The 20,258-nt window shown below is 59.0% G+C and carries 20 protein-coding genes and 1 tRNA gene; 9 read left to right on the top strand and 12 right to left on the bottom strand.

The genetic code is table 11. The annotated features are described in order from the left end of the window. Nucleotides 1-29: 29 nt before the first annotated feature. Nucleotides 30-114: transfer RNA gene (locus B9Z37_RS09310), tRNA-Leu, on the top strand. Nucleotides 115-168: 54 nt separating this feature from the next. On the opposite strand, the gene B9Z37_RS09305 is transcribed toward B9Z37_RS09310, so the two are convergent. Both B9Z37_RS09305 and B9Z37_RS09300 read right to left on the bottom strand, forming a co-directional pair. After that, entirely contained in the window at nt 169-570 is a 402-nt protein-coding gene (locus tag B9Z37_RS09305; RefSeq protein ID WP_108312751.1) for an RNA-binding S4 domain-containing protein, read from the bottom strand. Next, nucleotides 567-1,529, bottom strand: coding sequence for an SDR family oxidoreductase (locus B9Z37_RS09300; RefSeq protein WP_108312750.1), 963 nt, complete (start codon nt 1,527-1,529; stop codon nt 567-569). The genes B9Z37_RS09305 and B9Z37_RS09300 overlap by 4 nt, the downstream gene beginning before the upstream one ends. Before the next feature lie 47 nt (nt 1,530-1,576). Between B9Z37_RS09300 and B9Z37_RS09295 the strand changes: the two genes are divergently transcribed. Then, nucleotides 1,577-2,617 (top strand): CDP-6-deoxy-delta-3,4-glucoseen reductase, encoded by a 1,041-nt coding sequence (locus B9Z37_RS09295; RefSeq protein WP_108312749.1) that lies wholly within the window; start codon nt 1,577-1,579, stop codon nt 2,615-2,617. A gap of 23 nt (nt 2,618-2,640) precedes the next feature. Then, nucleotides 2,641-3,606 (top strand): Bug family tripartite tricarboxylate transporter substrate binding protein, encoded by a 966-nt coding sequence (locus B9Z37_RS09290; protein WP_108312748.1) that lies wholly within the window; start codon nt 2,641-2,643, stop codon nt 3,604-3,606. Nucleotides 3,607-3,734: 128 nt separating this feature from the next. Here the strand turns inward: B9Z37_RS09290 and B9Z37_RS09285 are convergent, their stop codons facing one another. From B9Z37_RS09285 to B9Z37_RS09255, 7 genes are all read right to left on the bottom strand, one after another. Then, the gene (locus tag B9Z37_RS09285) at nt 3,735-4,451 is read right to left on the bottom strand and encodes an ABC transporter ATP-binding protein (RefSeq protein WP_108312747.1); all 717 of its coding nucleotides are present in this window, start codon (nt 4,449-4,451) and stop codon (nt 3,735-3,737) included. A 1-nt stretch (nt 4,452) separates the two neighbouring features. Then, nucleotides 4,453-5,238, bottom strand: coding sequence for an ABC transporter ATP-binding protein (locus tag B9Z37_RS09280; protein WP_240606677.1), 786 nt, complete (start codon nt 5,236-5,238; stop codon nt 4,453-4,455). Between the two features lie 11 nt (nt 5,239-5,249). Next, entirely contained in the window at nt 5,250-6,326 is a 1,077-nt protein-coding gene (locus tag B9Z37_RS09275) for an ABC transporter permease subunit (RefSeq protein ID WP_108312745.1), read from the bottom strand. Nucleotides 6,327-6,337: 11 nt separating this feature from the next. Further along, entirely contained in the window at nt 6,338-7,267 is a 930-nt protein-coding gene (locus B9Z37_RS09270) for a branched-chain amino acid ABC transporter permease (RefSeq protein WP_108312744.1), read from the bottom strand. 188 nt (nt 7,268-7,455) lie between these two features. Further along, nucleotides 7,456-8,751, bottom strand: coding sequence for a replication-associated recombination protein A (locus tag B9Z37_RS09265; protein ID WP_108312743.1), 1,296 nt, complete (start codon nt 8,749-8,751; stop codon nt 7,456-7,458). Then, nucleotides 8,748-9,419, bottom strand: coding sequence for an outer membrane lipoprotein chaperone LolA (gene lolA / locus B9Z37_RS09260; RefSeq protein ID WP_108312988.1), 672 nt, complete (start codon nt 9,417-9,419; stop codon nt 8,748-8,750). The genes B9Z37_RS09265 and lolA overlap by 4 nt, the downstream gene beginning before the upstream one ends. Nucleotides 9,420-9,424: 5 nt before the next feature. Then, complete coding sequence (locus B9Z37_RS09255) at nt 9,425-11,824, bottom strand: DNA translocase FtsK (RefSeq protein WP_108312742.1); 2,400 nt, start codon at nt 11,822-11,824, stop codon at nt 9,425-9,427. A gap of 163 nt (nt 11,825-11,987) precedes the next feature. On the opposite strand from B9Z37_RS09255, the gene trxB reads away from it, so the two are divergent. The 3 genes from trxB (at nt 11,988) to rpmG (ending at nt 13,769) form a co-directional block, all read left to right on the top strand. Further along, a complete protein-coding gene (trxB, locus tag B9Z37_RS09250) occupies nt 11,988-12,947 on the top strand; it encodes a thioredoxin-disulfide reductase (RefSeq protein ID WP_108312741.1) in 960 nt (319 codons plus the stop codon). 391 nt (nt 12,948-13,338) lie between these two features. After that, complete coding sequence (rpmB, locus tag B9Z37_RS09245; protein ID WP_026039317.1) at nt 13,339-13,572, top strand: 50S ribosomal protein L28; 234 nt, start codon at nt 13,339-13,341, stop codon at nt 13,570-13,572. 26 nt (nt 13,573-13,598) lie between these two features. Next, nucleotides 13,599-13,769 carry a 50S ribosomal protein L33 gene (gene rpmG / locus B9Z37_RS09240; RefSeq protein WP_006298735.1) on the top strand — a complete coding sequence of 57 codons (171 nt, stop codon included), beginning with the start codon at nt 13,599-13,601 and terminating at the stop codon, nt 13,767-13,769. A gap of 340 nt (nt 13,770-14,109) precedes the next feature. On the opposite strand, the gene B9Z37_RS09235 is transcribed toward rpmG, so the two are convergent. Beyond that, the gene (locus B9Z37_RS09235; RefSeq protein ID WP_108312740.1) at nt 14,110-15,321 is read right to left on the bottom strand and encodes a DesA family fatty acid desaturase; all 1,212 of its coding nucleotides are present in this window, start codon (nt 15,319-15,321) and stop codon (nt 14,110-14,112) included. Between the two features lie 112 nt (nt 15,322-15,433). Beyond that, nucleotides 15,434-16,732 (bottom strand): RsmB/NOP family class I SAM-dependent RNA methyltransferase, encoded by a 1,299-nt coding sequence (locus tag B9Z37_RS09230; RefSeq protein ID WP_108312739.1) that lies wholly within the window; start codon nt 16,730-16,732, stop codon nt 15,434-15,436. Between the two features lie 57 nt (nt 16,733-16,789). Between B9Z37_RS09230 and B9Z37_RS09225 the strand changes: the two genes are divergently transcribed. Continuing rightward, nucleotides 16,790-17,026, top strand: coding sequence for a DUF1653 domain-containing protein (locus tag B9Z37_RS09225; RefSeq protein WP_108312738.1), 237 nt, complete (start codon nt 16,790-16,792; stop codon nt 17,024-17,026). Nucleotides 17,027-17,062: 36 nt separating this feature from the next. Here B9Z37_RS09225 and purN read toward each other — a convergent pair whose 3' ends face one another. Further along, nucleotides 17,063-17,650, bottom strand: a complete 588-nt coding sequence (gene purN, locus B9Z37_RS09220; RefSeq protein WP_108312737.1) for a phosphoribosylglycinamide formyltransferase — start codon at nt 17,648-17,650, stop codon at nt 17,063-17,065. Nucleotides 17,651-17,844: 194 nt separating this feature from the next. Here purN and B9Z37_RS09215 point away from each other — a divergent pair, with 194 nt between their 5' ends. After that, nucleotides 17,845-19,026, top strand: a complete 1,182-nt coding sequence (locus tag B9Z37_RS09215) for an acyl-CoA dehydrogenase family protein (RefSeq protein ID WP_108312736.1) — start codon at nt 17,845-17,847, stop codon at nt 19,024-19,026. A gap of 10 nt (nt 19,027-19,036) precedes the next feature. Next, nucleotides 19,037-20,152 carry an acyl-CoA dehydrogenase family protein gene (locus B9Z37_RS09210; RefSeq protein WP_108312735.1) on the top strand — a complete coding sequence of 372 codons (1,116 nt, stop codon included), beginning with the start codon at nt 19,037-19,039 and terminating at the stop codon, nt 20,150-20,152. The last annotated feature ends 106 nt before the right edge of the window (nt 20,153-20,258 follow it).

Raw genomic sequence — 20,258 nt, 5'->3', positions numbered from 1 at the left:
TGCCATAATTCATGTCTTCACGAATACCTGCCCGGGTGGTGAAATTGGTAGACTCAGGGGACTCAAAATCCCCCGCCGCAAGGCGTGCCGGTTCGAGTCCGGCCCCGGGCACCAAACAAAAAGCCGCAAGTTCCAGTAACTTGCGGCTTTTTCTTTTGGTTTTTCAGATCAATCGATCCCCGCACTCCACCGGTTATCCCAAGTCTTTTCGATTTGTCGGCGGTCGCGCTTGGTGGGGCGGCCTTGCTCAATGCTGAGCGCAGGCTCACGGGCCAGACGGTGCTGCTCCGCCGCTTTTTGGCGGGCAGCGATGCTTTCCGGGGTTTCTGTGTACAGCAGCTGTGCGACCGGAGCCGGGCCGCGCACGCCACTCAAGCCCTGCACCACCACTGTGCGCTCCACAGCGCCTTGGCGCAGGCACACGGTGTCGCCGGGTTTGACTTCTTTGGACGGCTTGGCGTCTTGCCCGTTGACCTGCACACGGTTTTTGCCGATTTCATCGCTGGCCAGGCTGCGGGTTTTGTAGAAACGGGCCGCCCACAGCCATTTGTCAATGCGCAAGGATGTCATCGCGAAACCGAAAACAAGGCGCCTTGAGGGCTCAGGCCGTCGCGCACGTGGGGGTAGTGCAAACGGATTTTCAACTCCCGCTTCATTCGGGTGTTGTCCAGACGCCGAGACTCGTTCATGAAGCTCAACAACATCAAGGGCAGCGCGGTGTTGGCGTCATGGCGCGAGATGCGGGGCGGCTTGGGCAATCCGTACAAGCTGGCCGCCAGATCAAAGTAGTCGCCCATTTTCAGATCGGTGTCGTCGGCCACATTGACCACGCGCTGGGGTTTGCCCCGCCACAAAGCGGCGGCACACGCGCGGGCCAAATCGTTGGCATGGATGTGGTTGGTATAGACGTCTTCTTTGGCCACCAGCACGGGCGTGCCCTTGAGCAAGCGCTCACGGGGGGTGCCACCCTCCCGGTCGGGCGCATAGATGCCGGGGATGCGCAACACGCTCACCCGAACACCGCTACGGCCCAAAAAGCGCATCAGGCTCTCGGCATCGACCCGGCGCTGTGCGCGTGGGGTGTGCGGTTTGACGGGCCGCGTTTCACCTACGCGCAGGCCTGCGCAGTCACCATAAACACCGGTGGTTGAGCCGTAGACCAGCGCTTGTGGCGGCGTGCGCAAACGCAAGGCACGCACCAAGGCCAGGCTGCGCGGATCGCGTTCGGAATCACCGCGACGATCGCTCGGCGGAGGGGCCAAATGGATGACCCGGTGAGCAATGCCTGCCAGGCGCTTCAAACTGGCTGAATCGTCCAAATTGCCCAACAAGGGTGTGATGCCACAGGCCCGCAGCAAGCGCACACGTTCAGGTGAAGAGGTCAGCGCCATCAGCTTCACACGCTGGCTTTGAGGGGCCCCCAACTGGCCCGCTGTGCGCAGGCCGACATCGCCACAGCCCACGATCAGGACACGCTGGCGACGGAAGCGGGCAGGCCGTGCGCCCAAGGGGGTTTGGTTTGAAGGCAAAATCAGGGGTTCCGGGTCAACAACGAGCCCTCAAGGATACCCAAAAGATGAGCTTTCAAATTTCCGTGCAGCCCAGCGGCCGCAGCTTCACTGCAGACGACAACGAAACCTTGCTGACCGCAGGCATCCGCCAGGGCATCGGCCTGCCCTATGGCTGCAAGGACGGCGCTTGCGGTTCGTGCAAGTGCAAAAAAATCTCAGGCACCGTGGTGCACGGCCCCCACCAAGCCAAAGCCCTGAGCGACGAAGAAGAAGCCCAAGGCTTGGTGCTGACCTGCTGCGCCACCGCCCAAAGCGATGTGGTGCTCGAATCCAAACAAGTGACGGCCGAAGGCGGCTTGCCCGTCAAGAAGATGCCCGTGCGCGTGGTCAGCCTTGAGAAAAAGTCACACGATGTGATCGAACTCAAGCTGCAACTGCCTGCAAACGACGTGATGAAGTTCCACGCTGGCCAGTACATCGAGTTTTTGCTGCGCGACGGCTCACGCCGCAGCTACAGCATGGCCAACGCCCCCCACACGCTGGAAGTCGCGCCGCCCACGGTGGAGCTGCACATCCGCCACATGCCCGGCGGTAAATTCACTGACCCGGTGTTCACCACCATGAAGGAAAAAGACATCCTGCGCGCCGAAGGCCCATATGGCAGCTTTTACCTGCGTGAAGACTCCGACAAGCCCATCGTGCTGTTGGCCTCGGGCACAGGCTTTGCGCCCATCAAGGCGCTGATCGAACACATGCAGCACCGGGGTATCGCCCGCCCGACCACGCTGTACTGGGGCGGCCGCCGACCGGACGATCTGTACATGGCCGATTGGGTGGAAGCCCGCTTAGCCGAGATGCCCAACCTGCGCTATGTGCCGGTGATCTCGAACGCCGAAGCCGAAGACCACTGGACAGGACGCGCCGGCTTTGTGCACCAAGCGGTGTTGCAGGACTTCCCGGATCTGTCAGGCCACCAGGTTTATGCCTGTGGTGCCCCCATCGTGGTGGACTCGGCCAAGCGTGACTATGTGGCGCAAGGCGGTTTGCCCGAAGAAGAGTTCTACGCAGACTCCTTCACGTCTGAGGCAGACAAGGCCAAGGCCTGAAACGCCTATTTCCGGAGCACACCATGACTTTGATCACCCGCCGTCAATTCACCGCCGCATCCCTTGCCCTTTCAGCGCCCACTTGGGCGCAAGGCAAGCCCATCCGCATCATCGTGCCCTATGCACCCGGTGGCCCGATCGACGTCACGGCGCGGGCCTTGGCCGAGCGCGTGAAAGACAGCTTGGGCACCGTCATCATCGAGAACCGTCCCGGGGCAGGTGGAAACTTGGGTGCTGACCTGGTCGCCAAGGCCGCGCCCGATGGCCTGACGATCGGCATCGCGGCCACGGCCACGCATGCCATCAACCCCTGGCTGTTTGCCAAGATGCCCTATGACGCCAGCCGCGACTTTGCGCCCATCACCCAAATGCTGCGTGTGCCCAATGTGCTGGTGATGAACGCCGAGACCGCGCAGCGCCTGAAGATCAACACCCTGGCCGATTTGGTGGCCTACGCCAAAGCCAACCCGGCCAAGCTGAACTTTGGCTCCGGTGGCAACGGCAGTGCGGGTCACCTGGCCGGTGAAATGTTCAAGCGGGCCGCCGGCATTTTTGCGGTGCACATTCCCTACAACGGAGGCAACCCCGCGCAGTTAGCTTTGCTGTCGGGCCAAGTCGACTTCAACTTCGACAACCTGGCCACGGCGGCCGCCAACATCAAGGCGGGCCGGCTCAAGGCCTTGGCTGTCACCACTGCCCAGCGCAGCAACGCCCTGCCCGACATCCCGAGCATGAGCGAAACCCTGAAAGACTTCTCGATCGACACCTGGTGGGGCTTGGTCGCCCCAGCCGCCACGCCGCGCGATGTGGTGGAGCGGCTGAACAAAGCGTTTGTCGCTGCACTGCAAACACCCGAAACGAAAACCCGTTTCGCGCAACTCCTGGCCGAGCCTGTGGGCAACTCGCCCGAGCAATTTGGCGCGTTCATGAAGAAAGAATTGGCACGCTATGAGAGCGTGGTCAAGGCCAGTGGCGCACGGGTAGATTGAGCCAACATGGCTGTCATACCGGACATGATCCGGTATCCATTTTCCGACGGTGGTGTCGGGATGGACCCCGGATCAAGTCCGGGGTGACAGGCAGAACGCGTTGAGTGCCGAACGCAAACTGACTCCGATCACTCGCCCAAATAGGCTGCTCGCACCTTGGGGTCTTCGAGCATGTCCTTGCCCACGCCGGTCATGGTGATGAGGCCGGAGTCCATCACATAACCGCGATCGGCAATGGCCAAAGCACGGCTGGCGTTTTGCTCGACCAGCAGCACCGTGACGCCCTGGGCGTACACGTCGCGCACCACCTCGAAGATCTTGTCGACCATGATGGGCGACAGCCCCATGGAGGGCTCGTCGAGCAGCAAAACCTTGGGGCGGCTCATCAGGGCGCGGCCCATGGCCAGCATCTGCTGCTCACCGCCGGACATGGTGCCTGCCAGCTGGTCCTTGCGTTCGCGCAGACGCGGGAAAATGGTGAACATTTTCTCGATGTCGTCAGCGATGCCCGCCGCGTCCGAGCGGATGTAGGCACCCATTTGCAGGTTCTCGGTGATGGTCATGCGGGTGAACACGCCGCGGCCTTCGGGCACCATGGCCAGGCCTTGCTTGACCAGATCCCAAGGGCCTTGGCCCTTGATGCTCTTGCCCAGGTATTCAATGTCGCCAGCCTGCAAAGGCAAGGTGCCGGTGATGGCTTTCATGGTGGTGGTTTTGCCCGCACCGTTGGAGCCGATCAATGAGACCAACTCGCCTTCGCGCACTTCGAGGCTCACGCCTTTGACTGCCTGAATGCCGCCGTAGCCAACTTGCAGGTCTTTGACTTTCAAAAGGATGTCGGCCATCTCAGTGTCCTCCCGTGCCCAAATAGGCTTCAATCACTTTTTCATTCTTCTGCACATCAGCGGGCGTGCCTTCGGCAATTTGTTTGCCGTAGTCGAGCACCGTGACGCGGTCGCACAAGCCCATGACCAGCTTCACATCGTGTTCGATCAACAAGATGGTGCGGTTGTCCTTGCGGATCTGGTCGATCAACTCGCGCAGTTGCACTTTTTCAGTGGCGTTCATGCCAGCGGCAGGCTCATCCAGCGCAATGAGCTGCGGGTCGGTTGCCAAAGCGCGGGCAATTTCCAGGCGACGTTGATCGCCATAGGACAAGGTGCGGGCTTTGTAGTCTGCAAACTTGCCAATGCCCACGTAGTCGAGCAGTTCTTGTGCGCGTTGGGCAATGGCGGCCTCTTCGGCTTTGAAACTGGGTGTGCGGAAAATCGCCCCCAGCAAACCCGAGTGGGTGCGCACATGGCGGCCCACCATCACGTTTTCCAGGGCCGTCATTTCGGCAAACAAGCGGATGTTCTGGAATGTGCGGGCAATGCCGGCCTTGGCCACTTCGTGCACGGCAGTGGGCTGGTAAGGCTTGCCTGCCAGCTCAAAAGTGCCGCTATCAGGGGTGTAAAGGCCCGTGATCACGTTGAAAAACGTGGTCTTGCCTGCGCCGTTGGGACCGATCAGGCCATAGACCTGACCACGCTGAATGGTGATGCCCACATCCGAGAGGGCCTGCAGACCGCCAAATCGCTTGGAAATGCCGGAAACGTTGAGAACGGTGTCTTTGTTGGCTGTTGGATTCATGTTCTGCTCCTTCATTTCGTCTTGAGCGATTTGCCATGCTCAGGCGAGGGCCACAGCCCGCGAGGACGCATCAACATGATCACGATCATGGCCAAAGCCACGAGCAGCTGGCGCATGATGGAGGCGTCCAAACGGCCGCCAGTCATCTCTTGCAGTGGGCCGGCGACATAGCGCAGCACCTCGGGCAATGCGGACAACAAAATGGCGCCCAAAATCACACCGGGCAAATAGCCCAAACCACCGAGCACCACCATCGCCACGATCATCACCGACTCCATCAGGCTGAAGGACTCGGGCGAAATGAAGCCTTGGAAGCCTGCGAACATGGCCCCCGACACGCCACCGAAGGTCGCGCCCATGCCGAAAGCCAAGAGCTTGAGGTTGCGGGTGTTCAGGCCCATGGCTTTGGCCGCGATTTCGTCTTCGCGGATCGCCATCCAGGCGCGACCGATGCGGGAGACTTCCAATCGGTGCGAAATCAAAATCGTGACCAGCACCAAGCTGAGGAACAGGTAGTAATAAAGCGAGACCGAGGCAATCTCGAAGTCGCCAATCATCAGCTTTTTGCCGAGGTTCAGACCAAAAATCGAAATGGGATCGATTTGATCCAGCCCCTTGGGGCCGTTGGTGATGTTGACAGGGTGGTCCAGGTTGTTCATGAACACACGGATGATTTCACCGAAGCCCAAAGTCACGATGGCCAGGTAGTCACCGCGCAGCTTGAGCGTAGGCGCGCCCAGCAACATGCCAAACAGACCCGCCAGCGCAGCCCCCACAGGCACGATCAGCCAGATGGGCATGTGCATGCCTTCTGGAAAGGCCGTGGCGATCCAAGCAAAGGTGTTGGTCAAGTGGGGGGACGACAGCAAGCCATACATATAGGCCCCTACCGCGAAGAACGCCACGTAGCCCAAGTCGAGCAAACCGGCATAGCCGACCACGATGTTCAGGCCAATGGCCAGCAAGATGTACAGCAAGGCCATGTCGGCGATACGCACCCAAGCGTTGCCGAAAACTTGCAGGATCAAGGGCAATGCAATCAGCCCTGCAGCGATCAGGATGTATTGAAGTGTTTTGTTGTTTTTCATATTTGCCTCCATCAAGCGCGATCGGCCACACGCTCACCCATGAGGCCCGAGGGACGCAGAGTCAGCACGATGATCAGAACAATGAACGCAAAGATGTCGGTGTAATGGCTACCCAAGACACCGCCCGTGAGGTGACCGATGTAGCCCGAGCCAATGGCTTCGATCAGGCCCAGCAAAATGCCACCGATCACAGCACCGGACAAGTTACCGATGCCGCCAAACACAGCGGCCGTGAAGGCTTTGAGGCCCGGCAAAAAACCCATGGCGTGTTGTGCTGTGCCGTAATTGGATGCGTACATCACACCCGCAATGGCGGCCAAGATGGCACCAATCACAAAGGTGGCCGAAATCACCATGTCTGGCTTGACGCCCATCAAACCTGCCACACGCGGGTTTTCTGCGGTGGCCCGCATGGCACGCCCCAGACGGGTGTAATTGACCAACCACATCAAGACAGCCAATGAAACGGCGGTGACGCCCAAAATCATGATTTGGGTGGGCGTGATGACCACCCCCCCCATGTTGACCGGTGTGCTCGACAGCAAGGTCGGGTAAGCCTTGTAGTTCGGCTTCCAGATGATCATGGCCAAGGTCTGCAACAAAATACTCATGCCGATCGCAGTGATCAGCGGAGCCAATTTGGGACTGTTGCGCAGTGGCCGGTATGCGATTTTTTCGATCGAAAAATTCAGGACCACCGCCACCACGCAGGCGATCAAGGTGGCGAGAATCAAAATGACCCACCCGGGTGCGCCGGGCATGGCGTCTCGCATCATGCCAATGGCGGTCCAGCTCGTCAGAGCGCCCACCATCAGCACTTCACCGTGCGCAAAGTTGATCAGGTTGATGATGCCGTACACCATGGTGTAGCCCAAGGCCACCAAGGCGTACATGCTGCCCATGACCAGGCCGTTGATGACCTGCTGGAAGAAGACGTCCATAAAATTTCTCCGTGTTTTGACCTGTTCATAACGGGTCGCGCTTCGGTTGTTGTTATCAAATCAAGAGTCACTTTTTGGGTAACCCCTGACAACTAGCAAAAACCCCGCCAGATCAGCTCTTGTCTGGGCGGGGGTGGCGGGATTGTAGTGAAAGAAAGGATCGTGTCAGCATTCAATTTGCTCGGGAATTACCCTGTGGCTGAATTTCTCTTTCGCAATTCTTCCAATTTATCGGCAATTTTGATTTCCAAACCTCGGCGAACCGGCCTGTAAAAACCAGGCTCGGGCATACCTTCGGGCAAATAGCGCTCACCTGCCGCAAAACCATCGGCTTCGTCATGGGCATAGCGATAGCCTTTGCCGTAATCGAGATTTTTCATCAACTGGGTCGGGGCATTGCGCAAATGCATGGGCACCGGGCGCGTACCATCCTTTTTAACAAAGGCTTTGGCTTCGTTGAAGGCCTTGTAAGCGGCATTTGATTTGGGCGCCATGGCCAAGTAAATCACGCATTGCGCCAAGGTCAGCTCGCCTTCGGGGCTACCCAAACGCTCATACACATCGGCCGCATCCAGCGCCATGCGCAAGGCGCGTGGGTCGGCCAAACCGATGTCTTCGCTGGCCATGCGGATCAAACGGCGTGCCATGTAACGTGGGTCTGCACCGCCATCGAGCATGCGAACGAACCAATACAGTGCGGCATCGGGGTCTGAGCCCCGCACCGATTTGTGCAAAGCGCTGATGGTGTCGTAGAACTGCTCTCCGCCTTTGTCGTAGCGGCGCATGCGCTCGCCCAACACCCGCATCAGCCAAGCGTCTGTCACGGGGTCAATGGCCTCTTGTTTGGCCGCCATAGACAGGGTCTCGAGCGTGTTCAACAAGCGCCGTGCGTCGCCATCGGCATAGGCCAGCAAGCGGGCCAGTGCATCGGGCTCAATGCCCGGAACGGCCTGAATGCCCTGCGCACGCACGACGATGTTTTGCAAGTCGCCCTCCGACAAAGGCTGCAACACATAGACGGCCGCCCGAGAAAGCAAGGCCGAGTTCACTTCGAAAGACGGGTTTTCGGTGGTGGCACCGATGAAGGTGAACAAGCCGCTTTCGACATGCGGCAAAAACGCGTCTTGCTGACTTTTGTTGAAGCGGTGCACCTCGTCCACAAACATGATGGTGCGCTGCGGGTGGAGGCCGGTGCGTGCAGCCTCGGCCTTTTCAACGGCTTCACGAATGTCTTTGACTCCGCCCAGCACCGCACTGATGCTGAGAAACTGTGCGTCAAAGGCATCGGCCATCAAACGGGCGATGGTGGTTTTGCCCACCCCCGGAGGGCCCCACAAAATGCAGCTGTGCGGCTGGCCCGACTCGAACGCCAGACGCAAAGCCATGCCCTCGCCCAGCAAATGCTGCTGGCCAATCACCTCACCCAGATGGCGCGGGCGCAAACGCTCGGCCAAGGGGGCATGGGGCGACAGGGGCGGGGTCATGGGCGGATCACGTCCACCCCAGGCGGCGCGCGAAAAACAAAAGCCTGAGCGGCCAAAACGGGATTCAGCTCAAAAGCGGTGAAGGTCAGCACAGAGCGTTGGCCGAGACTGTCTTGCACATCCATCACCGCCAGTTCGGGACCTTTGTCGGTCGCGCGCAAACCGACCATCACAGTCCGAATCTGGCCTTCGGCGGCTTTGGGGGTCGCGCTGACCCATTGCAAGCCATCACGGTCAGGCTCGGTTTTGAACACAAAATCGGTTTTCAACGACTCGAGGTCAGAGGCAGCGGTGAGCAAGGCGGCCGGGGTGGAACCCAACACCTGTGCCTGCTTGCGTGCCGTGACCTGGTTCAAGTCCACATCGTGCAACCACAGCGTCTGGCCATCGGCCACCAAGGTCTGTACAAAAGGTTTGCGGTAGTCAAAGCGGAATTTGCCCGGACGCTGGAACTCAAAACTGCCACTTGATGTTTTGACGCGTGGCGGCTGGCCGGCTTTCGAAGGCGATGTGACCGACTGGCTGAATTGCGCCCGTCCGCTGCGTGCTTGCTTCATGAATTGGGTCAAGGCATCCAGGCCATCGGCCAGCGCGGGCATCGCCATGCACAGCCCTGCACACAAAAGCCCCATCACCACTTGCCTGCGGGCACGGTCTAAACGGTTCATGTTCATCACTCTGCCCGAGCAGGCACCAAAATTTCGCGCTGGCCGCTGCCGCTCATGCTGCTGACCAGACCGGCTTTTTCCATGTCTTCGACCAAGCGGGCGGCGCGGTTATAACCAATTTTGAGATGGCGCTGCACCAAAGAAATACTGGCCTTGCGGTTTTTCAACACCACTTCGACGGCTTGGTCGTACATGGGGTCTTTTTCAGAGTTATCCCCCTCGCCCAGCATCCCGCCATCATCATCAGTCGTGCCGCCTTCGAGCACGCCTTCGATGTAATCGGGCTCGCCCTGGCTCTTGAGGTAGCTCACCACGCGGTGCACCTCTTCGTCGCTCACAAAAGCGCCATGCACCCGGATGGGGAAGCCAGTGCCCGAAGGCATGTAGAGCATATCGCCCATGCCCAACAGTGCCTCGGCACCCATCTGATCCAAAATGGTGCGGCTGTCGATCTTGCTCGACACCTGAAAGGCGATGCGGGTCGGGATGTTGGCCTTGATCAAACCGGTGATCACATCCACGCTGGGGCGCTGCGTCGCCAAAATCAAATGGATACCGGCGGCACGGGCCTTCTGCGCCAGTCGGGCGATCAGCTCTTCGATCTTCTTGCCCACCACCATCATCAAATCGGCCAACTCGTCGATCACCACCACAATGTGCGGCAGACGCTTGAGCGGCTCGGGATCGTCCGGGGTGAGGCTAAACGGGTTGTAGATGAACTCTTCGCGAGCAGTGGCTTCGTCGATCTTCTGGTTGTATCCGGCCAAGTTGCGCACGCCCATCTTGCTCATCAGCTTGTAGCGTTTTTCCATTTCGGCCACGCACCAGTTCAGTCCATGCGCAGCCTGACGCATGTCAGTGACCACCGGGGCCAGCAGGTGCGGAATGCCTTCGTAGACCGACATCTCCAGCATCTTGGGGTCAATCATCAAGAGGCGCACATCACGCGCTTCTGCCTTGTAAAGCAAGGAGAGGATCATGGCGTTGATACCGACCGACTTGCCAGAACCGGTGGTACCGGCCACCAGCACGTGCGGCATCTTGGCCAGATCGGCCACCACCGGGTTGCCAATGATGTCTTTGCCCAAACCCATGGTCAACATGGACTTCGCTTCGTTGTAGACCTGTGAACCCAAAATTTCACTCAACTTGATCGACTGCCTCTTGGCATTGGGCAACTCCAACGCCATGAAGTTTTTACCCGGAATGGTTTCGATCACCCGGATAGACACCAGGCTGAGCGAGCGTGCCAGGTCTTTGGCCAAGTTCACCACCTGCGAACCCTTGACACCGGTGGCGGGTTCGATCTCGTAGCGGGTGATCACAGGGCCAGGAGCCGCTGCCACCACGCGCACCTCGACGCCAAAATCCTTGAGCTTTTTCTCGATCAAACGGCTGGTCATCTCCAGCGTTTCGTGCGACACCGTCTCTTGGCGCAAAGTGATGGCATCTAGCAAATCCACCTGCGGCAGCTTGCTGTCGGGCAATTCGTTGAACAGTGGTTTTTGCTTTTCCTTGACCACCCGATCGCTGCGGGGCACATCCACAACGGCCGGCTCGATGACCATGGGCGTGGGTGACGGAGCAGGTACTGGCACGGGTTCCAAGTCCAACTGCCCTTCGGGGGCCGTCAAATGGTCCATGTCCCACTGTGGTTCGATAGCCTGCATGGGCACCGATTGCTCACGTTCACGCAAAGCCTGCTGGCCCAAAGCCAAGTCTTCCTGAATTTCACGCTTAACATGCCGCGACTGAATCAAGGCATCAATGCGCGCACCGACCTGCTCTGCCAACTGCCCCCATGAGAAGCGGAACACCATCGCGACACCAGCCACCACCAGCGCAATGCTCATCAATGCAGCACCGGTAAAGCCCAACCATCGGACGCTGGTGGCCCCCACCAAATAACCGACCACACCGCCACTGTGCCCTGGCAGATGGGACTCAAGCCTGTAAAAACGCGCCCACTCGATGCTGGCACTGGCCGCAACCAGAACCAGCAAACCGATCCAAAAAATCCAACGGCTGCGCCGCCAATAAGCTGGCAAGTGCGGCATGTCTTCGCCTGATGGACCTCGCATCCAGCGGGCCAAGCCGACCAACCAGGCACGACCCGCAGCGGCCAAGCACCACCAAGCCGAATAGCCCAGCCCGAAATACGCCAAATCGGCCAACCAGGCACCTACCCGCCCAACCCAGTTGCGCACCACTGGGCCGCTGCCCGAGGTAGACCAGGCGGGATCGGAGGGTTGATAACTCAAAAAAGCCAGCAGGCACAATAAAAGCAAAGTGCCGCCCAGCAAAAGGACGATTTCTTGCGCAAATCGCGACCAAAAAGTCTGGGGCGCTTCAACCTCCGGGGCACGGGCCGTGGGGTTGGTCAATGTGTGCAGTGAATAGGTCATAAATTAAGCCTCAAGCTTACCCGATCAAGCCGACCTCGGGCAGCGCAGAAGCCCTGCGGAAACCCTCTCGGCCCCCTGCCTTTGGTGGTTTCTTACAATCACCGCACTGGATGTACTGCATCCACTTTGTCTTTCAACTGACCGATTAACCCGATTGCACACCATGTCTGCCACACCCAAACACGCCCAAGTCCTGATCCTCGGCTCTGGCCCTGCCGGTTACACCGCTGCTGTTTATGCCGCTCGAGCCAACCTGAAGCCTTTGTTGATCACCGGCATGGCGCAAGGCGGCCAGCTCATGACCACCACCGAAGTCGACAACTGGCCAGCGGACGTGCATGGCGTACAAGGCCCCGAGCTGATGCAGCGCTTTCAGGAGCACGCAGAGCGCTTCAACACCGAAATCGTGTTTGACCACATCCACACCGTGAAACTCGACCAGCGCCCCTTCACCCTGATCGGCGACAGCGGCACTTACACCTGCGACAGCCTGATCATTGCCACAGGTGCTTCGGCCAAATACCTGGGCCTGCCATCCGAGACCGCATTCATGGGCCGTGGCGTGAGCGGCTGCGCCACTTGCGATGGCTTTTTCTACCGCGAGCAGCTGTGCTGCGTGGTCGGCGGCGGCAACACCGCAGTCGAAGAAGCCCTGTACCTGTCCAATATCGCCAGCACGGTCTATTTGATTCACCGCCGTGACAAATTCAAGGCCGAGCCGATTTTGGTGGACAAGCTGATGGAAAAGGTGGCCGCTGGCAAGATCGTGCTCAAAACCTTCCAGACTCTGGAAGAAGTGCTGGGTGACGACACCGGCGTGACCGGCGTGCGCCTGAAAAGCACAGTGGATGGCAGCCTGGAAGACGTCGAACTCAAAGGTTGCTTCATTGCCATTGGCCATGCCCCCAACACCGAGATTTTCCAGGGCCAGCTGGAGCTGGAAAACGGCTACATCGTGACCCAAGGCGGTTTGAAGGGCTTTGCCACCCAAACCTCGGTGCCTGGCGTGTTTGCCGCTGGCGATGTACAAGACCATGTGTACCGCCAGGCCATCACCAGCGCGGGCACGGGCTGCATGGCGGCGCTGGATGCTCAGCGCTTTCTGGAACAGAACAACGGTTAACGCACCCGCGTCTTCGACACGGACGGGAACCTCAGCACAGCTGTATTGAAAGTCCCGCTAACAGTCAATGTGAGATGGGGGTGCCTGCAGGGGTGATGTGGCAAAGCGAAGCGCCTCTGAACCCCGGCAGGCACCCCCATCTCACAACCCACAAGGGGCAAACGTCGCCCTTTAAGCACTGGACCAACTGGCGCAACGATCCAAGCCATCGCTTTGAGGCTATAATTCAAGGCTTTGCTGGAACTGCCCGGGTTGTCATTCGGGATCACGGAGTCAGCGATCTGGGATACCGCCACCCATCTTGGCGAGGTGAGGCTGGAGCGCCAGGCCCCATGCAAGTCTGCATGAGACCCATCGGCACCGGCTGTTTTAAAAGTATCGGAGTGTCCACATGGCACGCGTTTGCGACGTAACGGGCAAAGGCCCAATGACGGGAAACAATGTTTCCCACGCCAACAACAAAACCAAGCGCCGGTTCCTGCCGAACCTGCAATACCGTCGTTTCTGGGTTGAAACAGAAAACCGTTGGGTGCGTCTGCGCGTTTCCAGCGCTGCTCTGCGCCTGATCGACAAAAACGGCATCGATGCCGTGCTCGCAGATCTGCGTGCACGCGGTCAAGCCTAAACCCAGAACATTAGGAGTCATACACCATGGCAACCAAAGGCGGACGCGAAAAAATCAAGCTGGAATCCACAGCTGGCACTGGTCACTTCTACACGACCAGCAAAAACAAAAAAACCATGCCCGAGAAAATGTCGATCATGAAGTTCGACCCCAAAGCTCGCAAGCACGTTGAATACAAGGAAATCAAGCTGAAGTAATTCAGTCTGAGCCTTCTCACAAAAAACCCGCTGGATACAGCGGGTTTTTTTATGCCTGAACAAGGTGAATGTGCCGGGCCGTACAGCTTCAATCTGCCAGCCTGGATACGTCTTTGGCAATTCGAACCCGTCAGAGCCTAAGTGGCTTCAACCGTCATGGATACCCGCATGCGCGGGTATGACAAATGGGCACAGCTATGACATGCGGCAACAGGTATGACATGCGGGCGCGGGCACAACAAATGGGCACGGGAGTATGACAAACGTCTACTCCAAAGCCTCCCATTGTCCAAAACAAACAGGGCCCAAAGGCCCTGCTGTTGACTGAACGTTGAAACGATCAGGCCGTCTGACGGACTGCGCGCAATTTCACGGAAAAGTCACGCAAAGCAGCGATGCCGCTTTCTTCAGCGCGGCGGCACCAGGCTTGCAAATCGGCTGCCAGTTGCTCGCGTGAATGCGATGTGTTGAGCCAGATTTGGCTCAACTCTTCGCGCATTTGCACCATCTTGTCGAGCACCGGACTCGCAGCACGGGCTTGCTTGAGTTGCGCCTGTGCTGCTGCCGGGACCTTGGCCGCATCGCGGTGCAACCAGCGCTGGGCCGCTTGCAAGGCGTTGGCATCCAGCTTGAGCTTGCTGCCTTCTTGCTGCATCACCGCGCGCACATGGCGTGCATAACCTGCCATCACTTCGTAACGGTTGGCGATCAGGGCTTCGAGCGTCTTCTCGTCTGCGACGGGGCGAATGTCACCATAAGCCAAACGGGGCGCCGTCTTTTTGACGGTGGCCATGCCCAAGGTTTCGAGGACACGGATGTACAACCAACCGATGTCGAATTCGTAAGGCTTGACCGACAGCTTGGCCGATGTGGGATAGGTGTGGTGGTTGTTGTGCAACTCTTCGCCACCGATCAGGATGCCCCAAGGGGAAATGTTGGTGCTGGCGTCATGCGCCTCGAAGTTGCGGTAACCCCAATAATGGGCCGCACCGTTGATGATGCCGGCTGCTGTGATCGGGATCCAGGCCATTTGAACCGCCCAGACCGTCAGGCCCAGAAAACCAAACAAGGCCACGTCGATGATCAGCATCAGCGCCACACCCTGCCATGAAAAGCGGGTGTACAGATTGCGCTCAATCCAGTCGTCAGGTGTGCCGTGGCCATAGCGCTTCATGGTTTCCAGGTTCTTGGACTCCTTGCGATACAGCTCGGCACCGGTGAACAACACGGTCTTGATGCCATAGACATGCGGGCTGTGCGGGTCTTCTGCTTGCTCGCACTTGGCATGGTGCTTACGGTGAATGGCGGCCCATTCCTTGGTCACTTGGCCGGTGGTCAACCACAGCCAGAACCGGAAGAAATGCGAGGGAATGGCATGCAAGTCCAAAGCGCGGTGCGCTTGGTGACGGTGCAGAAAAATCGTGACACTGGCGATGGTGATGTGGGTCAAGCCCAGGGTGACCAGCACCATTTGCCACCACGACAAGTCAAACAGGCCGTGGCCCATCCATTGAACCAACGCATCTAAAAAAGCCCAATCAGGCAACAACATGAGTCTGTCTTTCTACTGGCGCCTGATTTCAGGCAATTTGTCAATTTTAAGTTTTCCGTCCTCAAAAGGACAGCTATTTCGACCGAATCCGCACGCAAAGCGTCTTAAATGGTTACTTTCTAACCCATGCTGCGGCAAAAAAACCATCCGTGGCATGGCGATGCGGCCACAAGCGCAAGAATGTGCCGCTCGGTAGGGCGTCAGGGCTGGCATCTGCCGATGGCGCAGGAGAACACAAGCTCGCGGCGTCTGGCACCTTGAGTCGCTCCAGCTCTTGCGCCACATTCAAGGGCACAAAGTCAGGATTGGCCGCGCTGAAAGCTTGTGCAATCAGCTCATTTTCTTCCGGCAAGACACTGCACGTGGCATAGACCAAGCGACCGCCCGACTTGACCATGCGTGAGGCGCTTTGCAAGATGGCCAGCTGCTTCTCGGTCAACTCCTGCACAGCTTGGGGCTTTTGACGCCATTTCAAGTCAGGGTTGCGACGCAAGGTGCCCAGACCAGAGCACGGCGCATCGACCAGCACGCGGTCGATCTTGCCGGCCAAACGCTTGACGCGGTCGTCGCGCTCATGCGCAATGGCTGCAGGATGCACATTGGACAAACCGCTGCGGGCCATGCGGGGCTTGAGCGCATCCAGGCGGTGACCCGATACGTCAAAGGCATACAGGCGGCCCGTGCTGCGCATGGCCGCACCCAGCGCCAGCGTTTTACCGCCCGCACCGGCACAAAAATCCACCACCATTTCACCGCGGTGAGCGTCCACCAGCAAGGCCAGGAGCTGCGAGCCTTCGTCTTGCACCTCGATCGCGCCACGGGTGAAGGCATCGGTCTTTTGCAAAGCAGGCTTGCCTTCAAGGCGCAAGCCCCATGGCGAGTACGGCGTGGGTGTAGAGGGGATGCCCGCTTGCGCCAATTCTTTCTGAATCTCGCTGCGTTTGGCTTGAAACGTGTTGACACGCAAATCGAGCGTGCCCGGTTGTTGCAAGTTTTCGGCCAAGGCCCAGAAATCTTCGCCCAGTTGGGCTTGCAAAGCCTGCGCCATCCACTCAGGCAGGTTGTGGCGGTGCGGGGCCATCAGGGCATCGGCAGGTATGGCGTCGCATGTGGCCAACCATTGTTTTTCGGTGTCGTTCAGGGCCGCAGCCAAAAAGTCCCGCGGACCAAAGAAGCCCAAAATGGCCAGCTTGCGTTCTTTGGGACCCGAACCGGAGCGCGCCAATTGCTCAAACAGCAATTTCTTGCGCAAAACGGCAAAGGCCGTTTCGGCCAAAGTGGCCCGCTCACGCGGACCGAGCGAGCGGTGCTCGCGAAAATAGCGCGACACGACGGCGTCGGCGGGATGTTCAAATTGAAGAACCAGCCTGACCAGATCGGCACAGGCGTCTAAAAGGGCTTTTGGATGCATGAGGCGTATTGTCCCATCCCTGCCCTTGCAAATTGAACCCTCTTCCAGAAAGCACCCATGTCCGAGCCACTGCCACCATTGACCGAAACCCCAAAAGGCCTGTACCAACACTACAAAGGCGGGATGTACCGTGTGCTGGGGACCGTGCGGCACAGTGAAGACCTGCAAGCCATGACGCTGTACCAAGCCCTTTATGGGGAACAAGGCCTCTGGGTAAGACCTGCGGCCATGTTTGCAGATGTGGCGGAATTCAACGGGAAAGTCCAACCCCGCTTCACACGCGTCGGGGATTGACAAGGGCCTGGCAGATCGGTGGCTGAAGCCGTCGACCTACAAAGGCAGGTTTCGCAGAAATTCAGCCACGGCGCGCGGATACATCAGGTGCTCTTGTGTGAGCACCCTTGCAGCGAGGTCTTCCGCGCTGTCACCCTGCAGTACCGGCACCACCGCCTGGGCCAGAATGTGGCCATGGTCGAGTTCTGCGGTGACTTGGTGCACTGTGGCACCCGCAAACTGGCAACCCGCATCAAGCGCGCGCTGGTGTGTATTCAGCCCAGGGAACGCTGGCAACAAAGAAGGGTGAATGTTGAGCAAGCGCCCTTCGTAATGCGCCACAAAAGCAGGCGTCAGGATGCGCATGAAACCTGCCAAAACCACCAAGACAGGTTCAAAGCGGTCGATCTCGGCCATCAAGGCCTCATCAAAGGCTTCACGGCTGGAAAAGCCTTTGTGGTCCACAACTGCCGTGGCTATGCCGTGGTCCTTGGCGAAACGCAGCCCTTCAGCATCGGCACGGTTGCTCACCACCGTGGCCACGCGAGCGTTCAAGCGCTCGCCCCAGCGGCCTTGCTCTGCTGCACGCACGATGGCAGCCATATTGGAGCCCGAGCCAGAAATCAAAATGACAATGTTTTTCATGGTTTGTGCCCGATTATCCCCGCACCGCCGCGCCGTTAAACCGAATGAACCCAGCGCGTAGGCGAGCGACCGGGTTCATTTTTGTCGCAACCAGGACAGGCCTGCCCCGGTGGGGCATGATAAAAAGCACGACCGTTTGATTTTGCTCACACTGCGCATTGCTGCAGCCATCACCCCACCGGAGAAAGTCCCCCATGGATTTGGCATTCACCCCCGACGAACTCGCGTTCCGCGACGAGATCCGCACCTGGGTCAAGGACAACTTGCCCGCTGACATTTCACAAAAAGTGCACGCCGCCATGCGTTTGACGCGTGACGACATGCAGCGCTGGGCCAAAATTTTGGGCAAAAAAGGCTGGCTGGGCTGGGGTTGGCCCACACAGTTCGGCGGCCCCGGCTGGACTGCGGTGCAAAAGCATTTGTTTGAAGAAGAATGCGCCTTGGCTGGCGCCCCCCGCGTGGTGCCCTTTGGCCCCGTCATGGTGGCCCCGGTGATCATGGCTTTTGGCAATGCCGAACAGCACAAGCGCTTTTTGCCCGGCATCGCCAGCGGCGAAGTCTGGTGGAGCCAGGGCTACAGCGAGCCGGGTTCCGGCTCGGACCTGGCGTCCCTCAAGACCCGTGCCGAGCGCGTGGGTGACAAGTACATCGTGAACGGCCAGAAAACCTGGACCACGCTGGGCCAGTATGGCGAATGGATCTTCTGCCTGGTGCGCACCAGCACCGAAGGCAAGCCACAAACCGGCATCTCTTTCCTCTTGATCGACATGAAGTCGCCCGGCATCACCGTGCGCCCCATCAAACTGCTAGACGGCGAGTGCGAAGTCAACGAGGTCTGGTTTGACAACGTCGAAGTGCCCGCCGAGAACCTGATTGGCGAAGAAAACAAGGGCTGGAACTACGCCAAGCATCTGTTGGCCCACGAGCGCACCAACATCGCCGACGTGAACCGTGCCAAACGCGAACTCGAGCGCTTGAAGCGCATCGCCAAAGCCGAAGGCGTGTACGACGACCTGCGCTTCCGTGACGAAATCGCCAAGCTCGAAGTGGACATCGTGGCGCTGGAGATGCTGGTGCTGCGCGTGTTGTCGGCCGAAAAGTCCGGCAAGAACTCGCTCGACATCGCAGGCCTACTCAAGATCAAGGGCAGCGAAATCCAGCAGCGCTACACCGAGCTGATGATGCAAGCGGCGGGTCCCTTTGCCCTGCCCTTCATCTTTGAAGCGATGGACGCAGGCTGGCAAGGCAACTTCCCTGGCGGCGTGGTGGCCAATGCGCCCCTGGCCGCCAACTACTTCAACATGCGAAAGACCACCATTTACGGCGGCAGCAACGAAGTGCAACGCAACATCGTCGCTCAGACAGTTCTGGGTTAAGGAGACACACATGGATTTCGATTTTTCTGACGACCAGGAACAACTGCGCGACGCGGTCCGCAAATGGGTGGACAAGGGCTACGACTTCGAGCGTCGCCGCGCCATCGTGGCGGCGGGCGGTTTTGACCGCAGCGCCTACGGTGAACTGGCCGAATTGGGTCTGACGGGACTGTATGTAAGCGAAGACCACGGCGGCATGGGCATGGGCCCCACCGAAGCCATGGTCACCATGGAAGAACTCGGCCGCGGCATCGTGCTGGAACCCCTGACCCAGACCTTGATCACCAGCGCCACACTGCAGACCCATGCACCAGCAGCCCTGCAAGCCGCTTGGTTGCCCCGCATGGCAGCGGGCGAAGCGATCGTGGTTCTGGCCCACCAAGAACGTGGTGCTCGTTACCAACTGAACCGCTGCGCCGCGCTGGCCAACGAATCGGGTGGACAGTGGTCCGTGACGGGCACCAAGAGTGTGGTGGCTGCAGGCGATCAGGCCGATGCCTATGTGGTGCCTGCCATGGCCAATGGCCAACTGGCCTTGTTCTTGGTCGAGCGCAGCGCCAGCGGCGTCAGCACCCAGGCCTACGGCACACAAGACGGCGCACGTGCTGCAGAAGTGGTGTTGAACAAAGCGCCCGCGCAGCTCATCACCTTGAATGGCCTCGTCGCCCTTGAAGAAGCCGTGGACATTGGCATTGCCTGCGTTTGCGCCGAAGCCGTTGGTGTGATGGACAAGACTTTGGCCATCACCGTGGACTACATGAACACGCGCAAGCAGTTTGGCGTCAACATCGCCAGCTTCCAAGCTTTGCGTCACCGTGTGGCCGACATGAAAATGCAACTGGAGCTGGGCCGCTCCATGAGCTACTACGCCACACTCAAGCTGCATGCGCCAGCCGAAGAGCGCCGCCGTGCGATGGCCCGAGCCAAATACCAACTGGGCGTGTCCATGCGCTTCATTGGTCAGCAAGCGGTCCAACTGCATGGCGGCATCGCCGTGACGGACGAATACATCGTGAGCCACTATTTCAAGAAATTGACGCAGCTGGACATGACCTTTGGCGACACCCTGCACCAGCTGGGTGAGGTCTCAGCCCGCATGCAGGAGACTGCTGGCGTGTTCGCCTGAGGTCAACCCCAGGCCTTGGTTTTTTGTGGGAGGCTGCCCCTGCAGCCGAATGTTCGCGGTATCGCGTGCAAGTATTCGCGAGCAGGGGCTCGCTCCCACAGGCGAC

The sequence above is a fragment of the Limnohabitans parvus II-B4 genome, from assembly GCF_003063455.1.
Classification (GTDB): Bacteria; Pseudomonadota; Gammaproteobacteria; order Burkholderiales; family Burkholderiaceae_C; genus Limnohabitans_A; species Limnohabitans_A parvus.
This window is presented reverse-complemented; position numbering and strand designations above follow the sequence as displayed.